This is a genomic window from Streptomyces bambusae (assembly GCF_020532645.1).
In the GTDB taxonomy this organism is placed as follows: domain Bacteria; phylum Actinomycetota; class Actinomycetes; order Streptomycetales; family Streptomycetaceae; genus Streptomyces; species Streptomyces bambusae.
Window position 1 is genome coordinate 26509 of the sequence record NZ_JAJAUZ010000061.1, and the last position, 15034, is coordinate 41542.

Genomic DNA, 15034 nt, shown 5'->3' on the forward strand with positions numbered 1-15034 from the left:
GATCCGGCGCTCGAGGACCGGGGTCCGGGGCGGAGCCCCGGGGCGTCAGCCGCCGGTCAACTGGCCGACGGTGACGTCCTTGTCCACCACCTCCGCACCTGCGCTCTTGCCCGCATCCTTCACTCCGTTGATGACGCCTTCGAGCGACGAGATGTCCGCGTCCCCCACCTGCCCCTTGCGCAGCTTCGTCCCCAGCCCCTTCAGCGACTCGATCCCGGCCGTCAGCGGGGCGAGCGCCTTGGACAGCAGCGGATCGGCCTCCGCGTTCCGCACCGCCCTCTTCAGCTGGTTGTATGCGAACGCACCGGCCAACCCGGCCTTCCCGAGGGCGAGCCAGCGCCCCTTCGTGCCCTTCTTGAACTTGCCCGCCTTGTACGGCTTGACGATCCACTGGTACGTCGCCCCCGCCGCCAGCCCCACATTGGCGACGAAGCGCGTCTTGGCGAGCCGCCGCTGTTCGGTGGTGGCCGTGGCCGTCGGCGCGGCCTCGGCCGCCAGGGCCTCGGCCTCCGCCTCCCAGGCGGCCGTGGCGGCCTGTGCCCGTACCGCCTCGACGAGGTCCGGGCGGGCCGCCGGGGCGAGGGACAGCGCGACCGCTCCGCCCTGGCCGCGGGCACCGGCGCCGGTCGTGCCGGCGTCGCTGCACCCGGCGGCGCCCGCGAGCAGCGCGGTGCACAGGGCGAAGGCCGTCATGCCGCGGCGGAAACGGTTGGTCGTGGGTGTGGACGGTATGGACACGGTGTCCTCCGGGGGAGTGAGGTGTCCCCCGCAGGTTCACCCGTCACCCCACGCCCCGCCACTCGGGCCACCCGTACGGACCGCCCCGCTGGCGCACCGGCGCGGCACCCCGCACCCTGCCCCGGTCAGACCTTCGTCAGACCCCTGCGCAGCAGTCCGGATCGAGCCCTGCCGGAAGCTCCGTACCGCCGAACACGGCCGTCGTCGCCTCGTCCCCGCCCAGTGCGGCCACGGCGAGCAGCAGGGAGCCGGCGGTCCAGGTGGTCTGCTCGACGGGCCAGACCGCGCGGTCCTCGTAGACGTAGCCGGTCCAGTACATGCCGCCGTCGGCGCGCAGGTGGGTGATGGAGCGGAGGATGTCCAGGGCGCGGTCCGACTCGCCCATCGCCCAGAGGGCGAGGGCCAGTTCGCAGCTCTCGCCGCCGGTCACCCACGGGTTCGGCAGGACGCAGCGGACGCCGAGGTCCGGGACGACGAACTCGTCCCAGCGGGCCTCGATGCGCGCTTTGGCCTCCGCGCCGGTGAGCGCCCCGCCGAGGACCGGGTAGTACCAGTCCATGGAGTAGCGGTCCTTGTCGAGGAACCGCTCGGGGTGCCGGCGTATCGCGTGCGCCAGCGCACCGGCCGCGAGCTCCCAGTCCGGCTGCGGCTCCTCGCGGTGCTCGGCGATGGCCAGTGCGCAGCGCAGCGCCTGGTGCACGGACGAGGAGCCGGTCAGCAGCGCGTCGGCGACGGCGGTGCCGTCGGGCTCGCGCTTCCAGCCGATCTGCCCGCCCGGCTGCTGGAGGCCGAGGACGAACTCCACGGCCGCGTAGACCACCGGCCACATGCGGTCGAGGAAGGTGTCGTCGCCGGTCGCCAGGTAGTGGTGCCAGACGCCGACCGCGACGTACGCGCTGAAGTTGCTCTCCTTGCCGCCGTCCTGCGGGGTGGTGGTGTCCACGCCCTCGGGCCGGTCGGCGTAGGCCGCGTACCAGGAGCCGTCGGCGTTCTGGTGCCGGGCCAGCCAGGCGTAGGCGCGTTCGGCGGCCGCGTGCTCGCCGGCGGCGTCCAGGGCCATGGCGGCCTCGGTGTGGTCCCACGGGTCGAGGTGGTGCCCGCGGAACCACGGGATCGCACCGTCCGTGCGCTGGACGGCGAGGATGCCGGCGACGGTCTCGGCGGCCTGGTCGGCCGTCAGCACGCCGGGCAGGACCAGGTGTTCGGTACGCCCGGGCGAGCTCACTGGGCGGCGCCGGCGGGCAGGTGCGGCTTGGTCGCGTACGCCACGAAGCTCTTGCCGATGACGGGGTTGAGCGCCTGCTCGGCGAGCCGGGTGGCCAGCGGCTTCTTCATGATGTCCCAGACCAGGAGCTTGTGGTACGCCTTGACCGGCAGCGCCTTGTCGTTGTCCACGCCGAAGGCGCACTTGAGCCACCAGTACGGGGAGTGCAGCCCGTGCGCGTGGTGGGTGCCGTACGGCTTGAGGCCGGCCTGCTCCATCTTGCCGAGGAGTTCGTCGGCCTTGTAGATGCGGATGTGGCCGCCCTCGACCTCGTGGTACGCGTCGGAGAGCGCCCAGCAGATCTTCTCGGGGCCGTACCGCGGGACGGTGATGGCGATCCGGCCGCCCGGCCGCAGGACGCGCACCATCTCGGCGAGCACGCCCTTGTCGTCGGGGATGTGCTCCATGACCTCGGAGATGATGACGACGTCGAACGACTCGTCGGGGAACGGCAGGGCGAGCGCGTCGCCCTCCATGGCGGTGGCGGTGGCCCCGGCGGGCGCCTCCCCGGCCTCCTTCATCGCGGCGAACCACTTGGCGACCTCGCGGATCTCCTCGCCGTTGCGGTCGAGGGCGACCACCTGGGCGCCGCGCCGGTAGCACTCGAAGGCGTGCCGGCCGGCGCCGCAGCCCAGATCGAGTACGCGGTCGCCGGCGGCGAGCGGGAACCGGGAGAAATCGACGGTCAGCACGAGGTCCTGCCTTCGCGGTCGAGGGAGTGGGGGTGGTGCGTCATCGCGGGGTGGTCCTGGGGCCTCGGATCAGCGGGCGGAGCCGGTGGTGCGGGCGGTGCCGGTGGTACGGGTGGAGCCGGCGCGGGCGATGGCCGCCCGGTAGTGCGCGACGGTGCCCTCGGCGGCCTTGGCCCACGTGAACTTCTCCAGCACCCGGGCCCGGCCGGCCTCGCCGAGGCGGGCGCGCAGCTCCGGGTCGCCGAGCAGCCGGCCGAGGGCGCCGGCGAGCGCCCCGGCATCGCCCGTGGGCACGGCCAGGCAGGTCTCGCCGTCGGGTCCGGCGACCTCGGGGATCGCGCCGCCGGTGGTGGCGACCAGCGGGGTGCCGGTGGCCATGGCCTCGGCGGCGGGCAGCGAGAAGCCCTCGTAGAGGGAGGGCACGCAGGCGACCTCGGCGCTGCGGACCAGGTCGACGAGCTCGGCGTCGGTGATGCCCTTGACGAACCGGACGGCGTCCTGGAGCCCGTACGTCTCGATGGCCTTGGCGACCGGGCCGCGCTCGGCGCGCTTGCCGACGACGACGAGGTGGGCGCCGGGCTGCTCGGTGCGGAGCTTGGCGAGGGCCTCGATCAGGTACACGAGCCCCTTGAGCGGGACGTCGGCGCTGGAGGTGGTGACGATCCGGCCGGGCACCCGGGCGACGGCCGGGTCCGGGGACCACAGCTCGGTGTCGGCGCCGATGTGGACGACGTGGATGCGGTCGTCGCGGACACCGAGGTGGTCGGCTATCTCCTGGCGCGAGGAGCCGGAGACGGTCAGCACGGACGGCAGCCGGCGGGCGACCCGGGCCTGCATGCGCGTGAAGGCGTACCAGCGGCGGACGGAGGCGCGCCGCTTGCGGTCCTTGGCGGCGTCCAGCTCCAGCTGCCGGTCGACGGTGATCGGGTGGTGGATGGTGGTGACCAGGGGCGCGCCGAGGTCGGCGAGCAGCCCGTAGCCGAGGGTCTGGTTGTCGTGGACGACGTCGAACTCGCCGCGGCGGGCGGCCAGGTGGCGGCGGGCGCGCAGCGAGAAGGTCAGCGGCTCGGGGAAGCCGCCGGTCCACATGGTGGCGACCTCCAGCGCGTCGATCCAGTCGCGGTACTCGCCGCGCCCGGGCGTGCGGAACGGGTCGGGCTGGCGGTACAGGTCGAGGCTGGGCAGCTCGGTGAGGGACAGGCCGCCGCCGGGGACTCCGTCGGTGACCTCGTCGAGGACGGCGTAGGGCTGCGCGCCGATCACTTCGACGGTGTGGCCGAGGCGGGCCAGTTCGCGGGAGAGGTGCCGGACGTAGACGCCCTGGCCGCCGCAGAACGGGTTCCCTTTGTACGTGAGGAGTGCGATGCGCAACGGCCGGTCGCCGTCAGCGGCGGAACCCGCGAAAGGGCTCTCCACCATGGCCTCAGCGGTCACTCCCGGCCCCCTTCTCGCTGCACTTTCGGCGGAGCGTAACCGCTCGGATAATCTAGAACAAGTTTCAGACTTGATCCGTCGCGGAGCATTGAATCTACCGGCCGGAAACCACACCGTAAGAGGCGGAGCAGGTGATTCGCGCCACCACCGGCGGTCCTGCCATGCTGAGCCACCGGAGCTCACGGACACGCGGAAGAGATGGGACACATGACAGCGGAAGCCAAGGCCGTCACCCCCGCCTCTCCGCCCCTGACCGAGCGGCAGGAGGCGCGCCGGCGGCGGATCCTGCACGCGAGTGCGCAGCTGGCCAGCCGGGGCGGCTTCGACGCGGTCCAGATGCGGGAGGTCGCCGAGTCGTCCAGCGTGGCGCTGGGCACGCTGTACCGGTACTTCCCGTCGAAGGTGCACCTGCTGGTGGCGACGATGCAGGACCAGCTCCAGCACATGCACACGACGCTGCGCAAGCGCCCGCCGGCCGGTGAGGACCCCTCGGAGCGAGTCGCGGAGACGCTGATGCGGGCGTTCCGGGCGCTGCAGCGGGAGCCGCACCTCGCGGACGCGATGGTCCGGGCGCTGACGTTCGCGGACCGCAGCGTCAGCCCGGAGGTGGACACCGTGTCCCGGCTGACCACGGCCATCATCCTGGACGCGATGGGCCTGGACGGGCCGCCGACCGCGGAGCAGCTGTCCGCGGTCCGCGTCATCGAGCACACCTGGCACTCGGCGCTGATCACCTGGCTGTCGGGGCGGGCGTCGATCGCACAGGTGAAGATCGACATCGAGACGGTGTGCCGGCTGATCGAACTGACCGCTCCGGAAAAGGCCGGATCCCAGCGGCCGGGGTGAGGCGCGGCGGCCGGTTCCTCCCGGCCGCCGGCTCGTGCGGGCGTCAGCCGGCCGTGCGGGGCGTCAGTCGGCCGTGCCGGCGCCCGTGCCCGGGGCGCGGCCTTCCTCCTCCAGCAGCTGCTCCTGCTCCTTCGGCGTGAAACCGCGCATGCAGGCGTCTTCGGTGGCGGTGAAGGACACCGAGTGCATCGACTTCAAGGCGTGGTGGCGTGCGTACAGGGTCCAGCCCTGCTTGGTCAGCACGGTCTGCACGGACGTGCTCTTCGGGTCCGGCTTCGTCTCGCTGCGGCCCTCGTCCTGCCAGCCGCGTGCGGTGAGCTCGGCGACGGCCTTGTCGTACGCCTTGGCCGGGTCCACCGCCTTCTCGCCGGGCAGGCCCATGTCGAGCCACTGCCACGGCGCGGTGCACGCCAGCGCCCGGTACGTCAGCTTCTCCTTCGCCGTGGCCGAAGCGGGTGCGGAGGCGGGCAGCTCGCCCTTCGGCCGCCCGCTGTCGGGCAGCCCGGCGGCCTTCGTGGCGTCGTTGATCTCGCCCTGGACGGTCTTCCGCCCGAACGCGCTCTTCGTGGCGGCCGCCGTCTCCTTGCCGCCCCCCTCGGCGGCCCCGCCGCCACCGCTGCAGCCCGCCAGCAGCAGGACCGCTCCGACGGCCGGCGCCGCCCATTTCATGCCGTACATGCGCTTCCACCCCTTGCGAACCCCCGGAACAGATGCGTCCGGGGTGTCGCAGGAGTGTGGCACACGGGCCGGGCGGGCCGGCGGGCCGGCGGGCTCAGCACGGGCGTGCGGCAGGGGTGGCGGCTACTCCTCCGGCGGGAACACCGGTTCGCCCGAGTCGCGGAGGGTGATGAGGATGGCTTCGACCGGGCAGCTCTCGGCGGCCGTCAGGAGGGGTTCGCTGGCGTCGGTGTCGGGGGTCACCGGGTGCGACTGGCGGGCCGAGTCGAGGGTGAAGCCGCCCGGTGCGTGGGTGAGGCACATGCCCGAGCCGATGCAGACGCCGCGGTCCACCTCGACGTGCCAGCGGTCCCCCATCAGGCACCCGCCCCGGGCTGGTGGCCGGCCGGCAGGTGGATCATCTTGTGCTCCAGGTACTCGCCGAGGCCCTCGGGGCCGAACTCGCGGCCCAGACCGCTGTTCTTGTAGCCGCCGAAGGGGCCCATCATGTCGAGGCTGAAGGTGTTGACGTTGTACGTGCCGGTGCGCACGCGGCGCGCGAAGTCGATGCCGTGTTCCACGTCCGCGGTCCAGACGCTGCCGCTGAGGCCGTAGTCGGAGTCGTCGGCGATGGCCGCCGCCTCCTCCTCGGTGCCGTACGGCAGCAGGCAGACGACCGGGCCGAAGATCTCCTCGCGGGCGATCCGCATGCCGTTGTCGACGTCGCCGAACAGGGTGGGTTCGACGTACCAGCCGCGTTCCTGCCCGCGCGGCACCCCGCCGCCGGCGAGGACCTTCGCGCCCTCCTCCTGGCCGAGCCGGATGTAGTCGAGGGAGCGCTGCTGCTGCCGCCGGGCCACCAGCGGGCCGACCTGGGTGGCGGGGTCCAGCGGGTCGCCGACGACCAGTGCGCCGGCGGCCGCCGCGAGGGCCTCGGCGACCTCGTCGTAGCGGCTGCGCGGGGCGAGGATGCGGGTCTGGGCCACGCACGCCTGCCCGTTGTTCACCCAGGCGGACTGGACGAGCCCGGGGACCGCGGTGGCGAGGTCGGCGTCGGGGAGGATCACGGCGGCGGACTTGCCGCCGAGTTCCAGAGTGACCCGGGTGAGGTTGCGGGCGGCGACCTCCATGACCCTCTTGCCGGCGGCGACCGACCCGGTGAAGGCGACCTTGTCCACGCCGGGGTGCCCGACCAGGTACTCGCTGACCTCGCGGTCGGCGGGCAGCACGGACAGCACGCCCTCCGGCACCCCGGCCTCGGCGGCGATCTCGGCGAGCAGGTAGGAGTCGAGCGGCGACTCGGGGGACGGCTTGAGGATCACCGAGCAGCCGGCGAGGAGCGCCGGTCCGAGCTTGGCGGCGGCGACGAACTGCGGCACGTTCCACGGCACGACGGCCGCGACCACGCCGACCGGCTCCCGGCGCACCACGATCGGGCCGAGCACGCCCTGCCGGTACTCCTCGTACGTGAACTCGCGGGCCACGGTGACGGCGGCGTCGTAGACCATCATCGGGCCGAGGGCCTGGGCCAGGACGCTCCAGGAGTACGGGGAGCCGTTCTGGGAGCTGATCGAGCGGGCGATCTCCTCGTGCCGGACGGCGATCGCGTCCTTGATCCGGGTGACCACCGCGATCCGCTCGTCGAGGCCCATCCGCGGCCAGGGCCCCTGGTCGAACGCCTGCCGGGCGGCGGCGACGGCCCGGTCGACGTCCTCCCGGGAGGCGTGCGGGACCCGCCCGATGACCTGCTCGGTGTGCGGCGAGACGACCTCGATGGTCTCCGTCCCCAGGGGATCGGCCCACTCCCCGCCGATGAACAGCTTTCCGTGTTCCACGAACTCGGTCATGGCTGATGCCTCCTGCGGCCGCCCCGGATCTTCCCTGACGCTGTTTCAGAACTGATACCAGTTCTAGTTCCAGGAGTCCACGGCCCGGACGGAACGCCCGGACCCCGATCCCGGCGACCCCATCCGACGACTGGTCAGAACCCGCACGGGATGGTCGACTTGGGCTACCACTGGAACGAGTTCTCGTTACGGTGGTCCCGTGCACGATCCAGAACAGGGGGCTGCCATGCCGGAGGAACCACGAGCACCGCAGGGCGCGGACGCACCGCCGCGGGCGGGAGAGGTACGGGACCACGGCGGCGGGGTCCACGCCATCAGCGTGCCCATCCCCGACAACCCGCTCGGCCACACCCTCGTCCACGTCCTCGACACCGACCGCGGGCCGGTTCTCGTCGACACCGGGTGGGACGACCCCGACTCCTGGGACACCCTGGTCGCGGGCCTCGGCGCGCTGGGCCTCAGCCCCGGGGACGTGCACGGCGTGGTCATCACCCACCACCACCCCGACCACCACGGCCTGTCCGGCCGGGTCCGCGAGGAGTCCGGCGCCTGGATCGCCATGCACGCCGCCGACGCGGCCGTGGTCCGGCGCACCAGGGACGCCGAGCCGGCCGTCTGGCTCGACTACCTCGGCGACAAGCTCGCCGCCGCCGGCGCCCCCGAGGACCACCTCGCCCCGCTGCGCGCCGCCCGGCAGACGGGCCGGATGCGGACCCTGCCGGGGCTGCGCGCCGCCCTGCCCGACCGCGAGATCGAGCCCGGCGCCCTGCTGCCGCTGGCCGGGCGGCGGCTGCGGGCGGTCTGGACCCCCGGGCACACCCCCGGCCACGTCTGCCTGCACCTGGAGGAGGCGCACCCGGCGAACCTGCCCGGCAACGGCCGCCTGTTCTCCGGCGACCACCTGCTGCCCGGCATCTCCCCGCACATCGGCCTGTACGAGGCCCCCGACGAGAACGGGGTCGTCCAGGTCACCGACCCCCTCGGCGACTACCTGGACTCCCTGGAGCGGATCGGCCGGCTCGGCGCGGCCGAGGTCCTCCCGGCCCACCAGCACGCCTTCACCGACGCCCCGGCCCGGGTCCGGGAGCTCCTCGCCCACCACGAGGAGCGCCTCGAAGACCTGTGGCGCCTGCTGCGCGACCCGCTCACCCCGTGGGGCCTGGCGGAACGCATGGAGTGGAACCGCCCCTGGGCGCAGATCCCGTACGGCTCCCGCAACATCGCCGTCTCCGAGGCCGAGGCGCATCTCCGCCGCCTGGTGAAACTGGGCCGCGCCGAGCCGGTCCCGGGCACCGACCCGGTCCGCTACCGGGCGGTCTGACCGCGTCCCCGCGCCCGGGGCAGGGCCGCCCCGGGCGCGCGAGGTAAGCCCGGGGGCTGGGAGGCGGGCGTTACGGGCCGGTAGAGTGGGGCGGTCGTCAACACTCCGCTCCGGGGGAAGACCGGTGGGAAACCGGCGCTGACCCGCAGCCGTGAGCCGCCCCCCGGGCGGCGAGCCGGAATGCCCGGCGCGGAGGTGCACGGCTCGCGCCGCCGGTCCCGGTGGCCGGCACCGTCGAGGAGTACGGAGCCGGAGCCCGGTACTCCCGCGTGCCCGCTCCGCTCCCCAGCAGGAGAGGCATCGCCCGCCATGACCGTCCGCCGCAGCGCCGCCGCGCTCGCCGCAACCGCCGTGCTCTGCGTGGCCGCCGCCCCCGCCGCCTTCGCCGCACCCTCCCCCGCCCCGGTGATCCCGTCCGGCCTGTACGGGCAGGGCGACCCGACGTACGACGGCGTGTGGCGCCAGTCGCTGGCCTTCCTCGCCCAGGACACCGTCGGCCTCAAGCCGGCCGGCCAGGCCGTGGACTGGCTGGCCGGGCAGCAGTGCGCGAACGGCTCGTTCACCGCGTTCCGCGCCGCCCCCGCGAAGCCCTGCGACGCCAAGGCGATGGCCGACTCGAACGCGACCGCCGCCGCCGTGCAGGCCCTCGCCGCGCTCGGCGGCCACGACGCCGCCGTCAAGAAGGCCGTCGCCTGGCTGAAGTCCGTGCAGAACGAGGACGGCGGCTGGGCCTACAGCCCCGGCCCGGGCGCGCCCAGCGACGCCAACTCCACCGCGATCGTCGTGGGCGCCCTCGCCGCGGCCGGCGAGCGGCCGGAGTCGGTCCGCTCGAAGAAGGACAACGGCCCCTACCAGGCGCTGACCGTGCTCCAGCTGGCCTGCGTGCAGGACGGCGTGTCCAAGGCCGCCGACATGGGCGCCTTCGCGTACCAGCCGGACAAGAAGGGCAAGCTGGCCGCCAACGCGGACGCGACCGCCGCGGCCGCACTGGGCGTGCTCGGCAAGGGCCTGGTCGTCGCGCCCCCGAAGACGGACGTGCCGGTCGCGTCGAAGCCGATCGCCTGCAAGCGCGGTCCGAAGGACGCCGCGCAGTCCGCGATGGGCGCCGCCGACTACCTGACCACGACCATGGCGAAGACCGGCGACCACCTGATGTCCGCCATGCCCGGCGCCACCGACCAGCCGGACTACGGCAACACCGCCGACGCCGTCGTCGCGCTGGCCGCCGGCGGCCACAAGGCGGCCGCCGCCAAGCCGCTGGCCTGGCTGGAGAAGAACTCCGCCGCCTGGGCGAAGACCGCCGGCCCGGCCGGTTACGCGCAGCTCATCCTGGCCGCGCACGCCGGCGGCGCCGACCCGCGGGCGTTCGGCGGCACCGACCTGGTGAGGCAGCTGGGCGCGCAGGGTCCGGAGGCCGTGTCGGCGTCCGGCACGGCGGGCGACGAGAACGACACGGTCGAGACGGGCGACGGGAAGGTCTGGTGGATCGTCGGCGCCGGCGGCGCGGCCGGTGTGGGCATCGGCATCCTGCTGAGCGGCCGCCGGAAGCGGCAGCAGCCGTGACCCGACGGCTGCGCGCGGCGGCCGTGCTGCTCCTGGCCGGGGTCTTGGCGGCCCTGCCGGGAACGGGGACGGCCGCCGCGGCCGGGTACCGGTACTGGTCCTTCTGGGAGGGCGGCGCCGGCACCTGGACGTACGCCACCCAGGGCCCGGCCCAGCTCCGGCCCGCCGACGGGGACACCGTCGGGTTCCGGTTCGCGGTGAGCGAGGACTCCGCGAAGGCGGCGCAGCCGCGGGCGGCGGCGGACTTCGCGAAGATCTGCGCGGCCGTGCCGGAACGGGCGGATCACAAGCGGATCGCCCTGGTCGTCGACTTCGGCACGGCCGCGGACGCCCCGTCCGGCGAGACCCCGCCGCAGCCGGCGCCCCGTACCGCCTGCGCGACGGTCGACGAGTCCGCGACGGCCGCCGATGCCCTCGCCGCGGTGGCGAAGCCGCTCCGCTACGACAGCGCGGCCCTGCTGTGCGCGATCTCGGGCTACCCGCGGCAGGGCTGCGCGGAGCAGGTCTCCGACCGCCCCGCCGCGACCGCCTCCCCGAAGCAGTCCGACGGCGGCCCCTCCCTCACCCTGCCCGTCGGTCTGGCCGCCCTCGCCGCCCTGGCCGCAGCCGCCGTCTGGCAATCCCGCCGCCGCCGCTCCCGATGACCCACCCCACCACCACCCCGGCCCAACCCCCCACCCCACCCCCGCCCGGCGCATTTCCAACCCCGCCCGGCACATCCCCGGCCCCGCCCGGCACATCCCCAGCCCCGCCGGCGATTGAGGCGCAGGGGTCCGGGGGCAGCGCCCCCGCACCCACCGCCGCGCAGCCGCCCCAGCCCGGCGCCCCGGCCCGGGACGGCCGCGACGTCCTGCCGCCCGACCTGTACGTGAAGGCCCGTCGGGGCGGAACGCGCGCGCCCCGCCCGGCCCCGGGCACCCCCACCGGCGGAGCCGGGAACGGCGGGCGCCGGGCCGGGCGATGGTCCGCCCCCGAAGCGAGCCGGAGCAATGCGCTGCATGCCGGAGCCTGGTGGCTGTGGGCCCTGGGGCTGGCCACGGCCGCCTCGCGGACCACCAACCCGCTGCTGCTCGGCATGATCATCGGAGTGGCCGGGTACGTCGTCGCGGCCCGGCGGACCGACGCGCCGTGGGCCCGCTCGTACGGCGCCTTCGTCAAGCTCGGACTGTTCGTCCTGGGGCTGCGGCTCGTGTTCTCCGTGGTGCTCGGCTCGCCCATCCCCGGCACCCACCTGCTCTTCACCCTGCCCGAGGTCCCCCTGCCCGCCTGGGCCCAGGGTGTCCGCTTCGGCGGCCGGGTGACCGCCGAGCAGCTGGTCTTCGCCGCCTACGACGGCATCCGCCTCGCCACCCTCCTCATCTGCGTCGGCGCCGCGAACTCGCTCGCCAACCCGGCCCGGCTGCTGAAGTCCCTGCCGGCCGCCCTGTACGAGGCGGGCGTGGCGGTGGTCGTCGCGATGACGTTCGCGCCGAACATGGTCGCGGACGTGGTGCGGCTGCGGAACGCCCGCCGGCTGCGCGGCCGCCCGACCGGCGGTGTGAAGGCGATCCTCCAGATCGGCCTGCCGGTCCTGGAGGGCGCCCTCGAACGATCCGTCGCGATGGCCGCCGCCATGGACGCCCGCGGCTACGGCCGGACCGCCGCGGTCCCGCCCGCGGTCCGGCACACCACCAACCTCCTCACCCTCGGCGGCCTGCTCGGCATGTGCGCCGGCACGTACGGCCTGCTCGCCGCCGACGGCGCCCGCTTCGGTACGCCGGTCCTGGTCGGCGGCCTGGTCCTCGCGCTGGCCGGGCTCCGCCTCGGCGGCCGGCGCAGCATCCGTACCCGCTACCGCCCCGACCGGTGGGGCCTCCGGTCCTGGCTGGTGGCCGGGTCCGGCGCGGCCGTGGCCGCCGTACTGATCCGGGCCGGCAGCCTCGATCCGGCCGGGCTGCAGCCCGGGGTGGTGCCGCTGGTCACGCCCGGCCTGCCGCTGTGGCCGGCCGCCGGCATCCTCATCGGCCTGCTCCCCGCCTTCGTCGCCCCGCTGCCGCCCGCCCCAGCCAAGGAATCCCCGTGATCCGTTTCGACCGGGTGTCGGTCACCTACGACGGTGCCGACGCGCCCACCCTCAAGGACGTGGACCTGGTCGTCCCCGAGGGCGAGCTGGTGCTGCTCGTCGGCCCGTCCGGGGTCGGCAAGTCCACCCTGCTCGGCGCCGTCTCCGGGCTGGTCCCGCACTTCACCGGGGGGACGCTGCGCGGCCGGGTGACGGTCGCGGGCCGGGACACCCGTACCCACATGCCGCGCGAGCTCGCCGACGTGGTCGGCACCGTGGGCCAGGACCCGCTCGCGCACTTCGTGACGGACACGGTCGAGGACGAGCTGGCGTACGGCATGGAGTCGCTGGGCCTGGCCCCGGCGGTCATGCGGCGCCGGGTCGAGGAGACGCTCGACCTGCTGGGCCTGGGCGACCTGCGCGACCGCCCGCTCGCGAGCCTGTCCGGCGGCCAGCAGCAGCGGGTGGCGATCGGCTCCGTGCTCACCCCGCACCCGCAGGTCCTGGTCCTGGACGAGCCGACGTCCGCGCTGGACCCGGCGGCGGCCGAGGAGGTCCTGGCCGTCCTGCAGCGCCTCGTCCACGACCTCGGCACCACGGTCCTCATGGCCGAGCACCGCCTGGAACGCGTCGTCCAGTACGCCGACCGCGTCCTCCTCATCCCCGCCCCCGCCGCCACTCCCCTCCTCGGCACCCCCGCCGAGATCATGGCCGTCTCCCCGGTCCACCCCCCGGTGGTCACCCTCGGCCGCCTCGCCCACTGGGCCCCCCTCCCCCTCTCGGTCCGCGACGCCCGCCGCCGAGCCGCCCCGCTGCGCGCGCGCCTGTCGGACGCCTTTCCGGTCCCGGTCGGGCAAACCCCAGCCCCGCGGGCCTTTGAGGCGCGGGGGTCCGGGGGAAGCGCCCCCGTGCACACGGCCGTCCACCCGCCCCACCCCACCGGCAGCGCCCCCACGACCCGCCGCCCCCTCCTCTCCCGCCTCCGCACCGCACCCCCGCCCCCACCCTCCGTACAGGGGGACCCGGCGACCCACGCCAGGAACATCACCGTCCGCCGAGGAAGGGCAGAGGTCCTGCGCCACCTCACCCTGGCCATCGGCAAGGGCGAGACCATCGCGCTCATGGGCAGGAACGGCGCCGGCAAGTCCACCCTGCTCGCCACCCTCGCCGGCATGATCGAGCCCACCACCGGCGAGGTGCGGGTGGCCGGCCGCGCCCCCCACCGCACCCCGCCCGCCGACATGGTCCACCACGTCGGCCTCGTCCCCCAGGACCCCCGCGACATCCTGTACGCCGACACCGTCGCCGCCGAATGCGAGGCGGCCGACGCGGACGCCCGCGCCACCCCCGGCACCTGCCGCGACCTGGTGTCCGCCCTGCTGCCCGGCGTACCGGACGACACCCACCCCCGCGACCTCTCCGAGGGCCAGCGCCTCGCCCTCGCCCTGGCCCTCGTCCTCACCGGCCGCCCCGGCCTGCTGCTCCTCGACGAGCCGACCCGCGGCCTCGACTACGCCGCGAAGACCCGGCTGGTCGAGGTGCTGCGCGGCCTGGCCGCCGCCGGCCACTCCATCGTGCTGGCCACCCACGACGTGGAGCTCGCCGCCGAGCTGGCGCAGCGCGTGGTGATCCTGGCCGGCGGGGAGATCGTCGCGGACGGTCCGACGGCCGAGGTCGTGGTCTCCTCTCCCGCCTTCGCCCCGCAGGTCGCCAAGATCCTCGCCCCCGGCCACTGGCTCACCGTCTCCCAGGTGGCCGCCGCCCTGGCCGGCCGGGAAGCCCCGGTCCCACCGGAGGCAGACGCATGAGCCGCCCGGTCCGCATCGGCCCCCGCGCGGCCGCCGCCCTGGTCCTCGTCACCCTCATCGGCATCGCCGCCTTCGGCTGGCCCCTGCTCGCCGACCGGCAGTCCGGGCTGGCGCACTCGCAGGACGCCCCCTGGCTGTTCGCCGCGCTGCTCCCGCTGCTGGTCGCGGTGGTGGTGGCGACGATCGCCGACAACGGCATGGACGCCAAGGCGGTGGCGATGCTCGGCGTCCTGGCCGCCGTCGGCGCCGCCCTGCGCCCGCTGGGCGCGGGCACCGCCGGCCTGGAACCCATGTTCTTCCTGATGGTGCTGAGCGGCCGCGTCCTCGGCCCCGGCTTCGGCTTCGTCCTGGGGGCCGTCACCATGTTCGCGTCGGCCCTGCTGACCGGCGGGGTCGGTCCGTGGATGCCGTTCCAGATGCTGGCGCTGGGCTGGTTCGCCCTGGGCGCGGGCCTGCTGCCGGGCCCGGACCGGATCCGCGGCCGTACGGAGCTGGTGATGCTCGCGGCGTACGGCTTCGCGGGCTCCTTCGCGTACGGCACGGTGATGAACCTCCAGGGCTGGGTGCTGCTCCAGGGCATGGGCTCCGGTGTGTCCTTCCACCCGGGCGATCCGGTGGCGGAGAACCTGGTCCGGTTCCTCGCGTACTGCGCGGCCACGTCCCTCGGCTGGGACCTGGGCCGGGCCGCGCTCACGGTCGTCCTGACCATGGCCCTGGGCGGGACGCTGCTCCGCGCGCTGCGCCGGGCCACGAGGAAAGCGGCGTTCGATGCCCCGGTTTCCTTCGATTCGGGTGCCGGATCGGGCCCGGAGCACCCCCGTGC

Annotated in this window: 14 protein-coding genes; 7 read left to right on the forward strand and 7 right to left on the reverse strand. The window is 74.8% G+C overall.

Annotation, left to right across the window (positions count from 1 at the left end):
- Positions 1–45: 45 nt before the first annotated feature.
- The 4 genes from LG634_RS30440 to LG634_RS30455 all read right to left on the reverse strand — a co-directional run bounded on the left by LG634_RS30440 (position 46) and on the right by LG634_RS30455 (position 4128).
- Entirely contained in the window at positions 46–693 is a 648-nt protein-coding gene (locus LG634_RS30440) for a hypothetical protein (protein ID WP_264203800.1), read from the reverse strand.
- Positions 694–874: 181 nt separating this feature from the next.
- Entirely contained in the window at positions 875–1963 is a 1089-nt protein-coding gene (locus LG634_RS30445; protein ID WP_226738490.1) for a glycoside hydrolase family 15 protein, read from the reverse strand.
- Positions 1960–2694 (reverse strand): class I SAM-dependent methyltransferase, encoded by a 735-nt coding sequence (locus LG634_RS30450; protein ID WP_226738492.1) that lies wholly within the window; start codon positions 2692–2694, stop codon positions 1960–1962. Before LG634_RS30450 ends, LG634_RS30445 begins: the two co-directional genes overlap by 4 nt.
- A 69-nt stretch (positions 2695–2763) precedes the next feature.
- A complete protein-coding gene (locus tag LG634_RS30455) occupies positions 2764–4128 on the reverse strand; it encodes a glycosyltransferase family 4 protein (protein ID WP_308072709.1) in 1365 nt (454 codons plus the stop codon).
- A 207-nt stretch (positions 4129–4335) separates the two neighbouring features.
- On the opposite strand from LG634_RS30455, the gene LG634_RS30460 reads away from it, so the two are divergent.
- Positions 4336–4974 carry a TetR family transcriptional regulator gene (locus LG634_RS30460; RefSeq protein WP_226738493.1) on the forward strand — a complete coding sequence of 213 codons (639 nt, stop codon included), beginning with the start codon at positions 4336–4338 and terminating at the stop codon, positions 4972–4974.
- 63 nt (positions 4975–5037) lie between these two features.
- On the opposite strand, the gene LG634_RS30465 is transcribed toward LG634_RS30460, so the two are convergent.
- From LG634_RS30465 to LG634_RS30475, 3 genes are all read right to left on the reverse strand, one after another.
- On the reverse strand, positions 5038–5652 hold the full coding sequence (locus LG634_RS30465; RefSeq protein ID WP_226738494.1) for a hypothetical protein: 615 nt from the start codon (positions 5650–5652) through the stop codon (positions 5038–5040).
- Positions 5653–5775: 123 nt separating this feature from the next.
- Positions 5776–6009: a ferredoxin gene (locus LG634_RS30470; RefSeq protein WP_226738496.1), complete on the reverse strand. Its 234-nt coding sequence runs from the start codon at positions 6007–6009 to the stop codon at positions 5776–5778.
- The gene (locus tag LG634_RS30475) at positions 6009–7478 is read right to left on the reverse strand and encodes an aldehyde dehydrogenase (RefSeq protein ID WP_226738498.1); all 1470 of its coding nucleotides are present in this window, start codon (positions 7476–7478) and stop codon (positions 6009–6011) included. Before LG634_RS30475 ends, LG634_RS30470 begins: the two co-directional genes overlap by 1 nt.
- A gap of 226 nt (positions 7479–7704) precedes the next feature.
- Between LG634_RS30475 and LG634_RS30480 the strand changes: the two genes are divergently transcribed.
- From LG634_RS30480 to LG634_RS30505, 6 genes are all read left to right on the forward strand, one after another.
- Positions 7705–8799: a Strvi_7410 family MBL fold metallo-hydrolase gene (locus LG634_RS30480; protein WP_226738511.1), complete on the forward strand. Its 1095-nt coding sequence runs from the start codon at positions 7705–7707 to the stop codon at positions 8797–8799.
- A 309-nt stretch (positions 8800–9108) separates the two neighbouring features.
- On the forward strand, positions 9109–10362 hold the full coding sequence (locus LG634_RS30485) for an SCO2321 family membrane protein (RefSeq protein ID WP_226738500.1): 1254 nt from the start codon (positions 9109–9111) through the stop codon (positions 10360–10362).
- The gene (locus tag LG634_RS30490) at positions 10359–11006 is read left to right on the forward strand and encodes an SCO2322 family protein (RefSeq protein WP_226738502.1); all 648 of its coding nucleotides are present in this window, start codon (positions 10359–10361) and stop codon (positions 11004–11006) included. The genes LG634_RS30485 and LG634_RS30490 overlap by 4 nt, the downstream gene beginning before the upstream one ends.
- Positions 11007–11230: 224 nt before the next feature.
- A complete protein-coding gene (locus tag LG634_RS30495) occupies positions 11231–12424 on the forward strand; it encodes an energy-coupling factor transporter transmembrane component T (RefSeq protein ID WP_226738504.1) in 1194 nt (397 codons plus the stop codon).
- A complete protein-coding gene (locus tag LG634_RS30500; protein ID WP_226738506.1) occupies positions 12421–14211 on the forward strand; it encodes an ABC transporter ATP-binding protein in 1791 nt (596 codons plus the stop codon). Before LG634_RS30495 ends, LG634_RS30500 begins: the two co-directional genes overlap by 4 nt.
- The coding region (locus LG634_RS30505) for an ECF transporter S component (protein ID WP_226738508.1) at positions 14208–15034 on the forward strand (827 nt) is incomplete at its 3' end. The genes LG634_RS30500 and LG634_RS30505, both read left to right, overlap by 4 nt.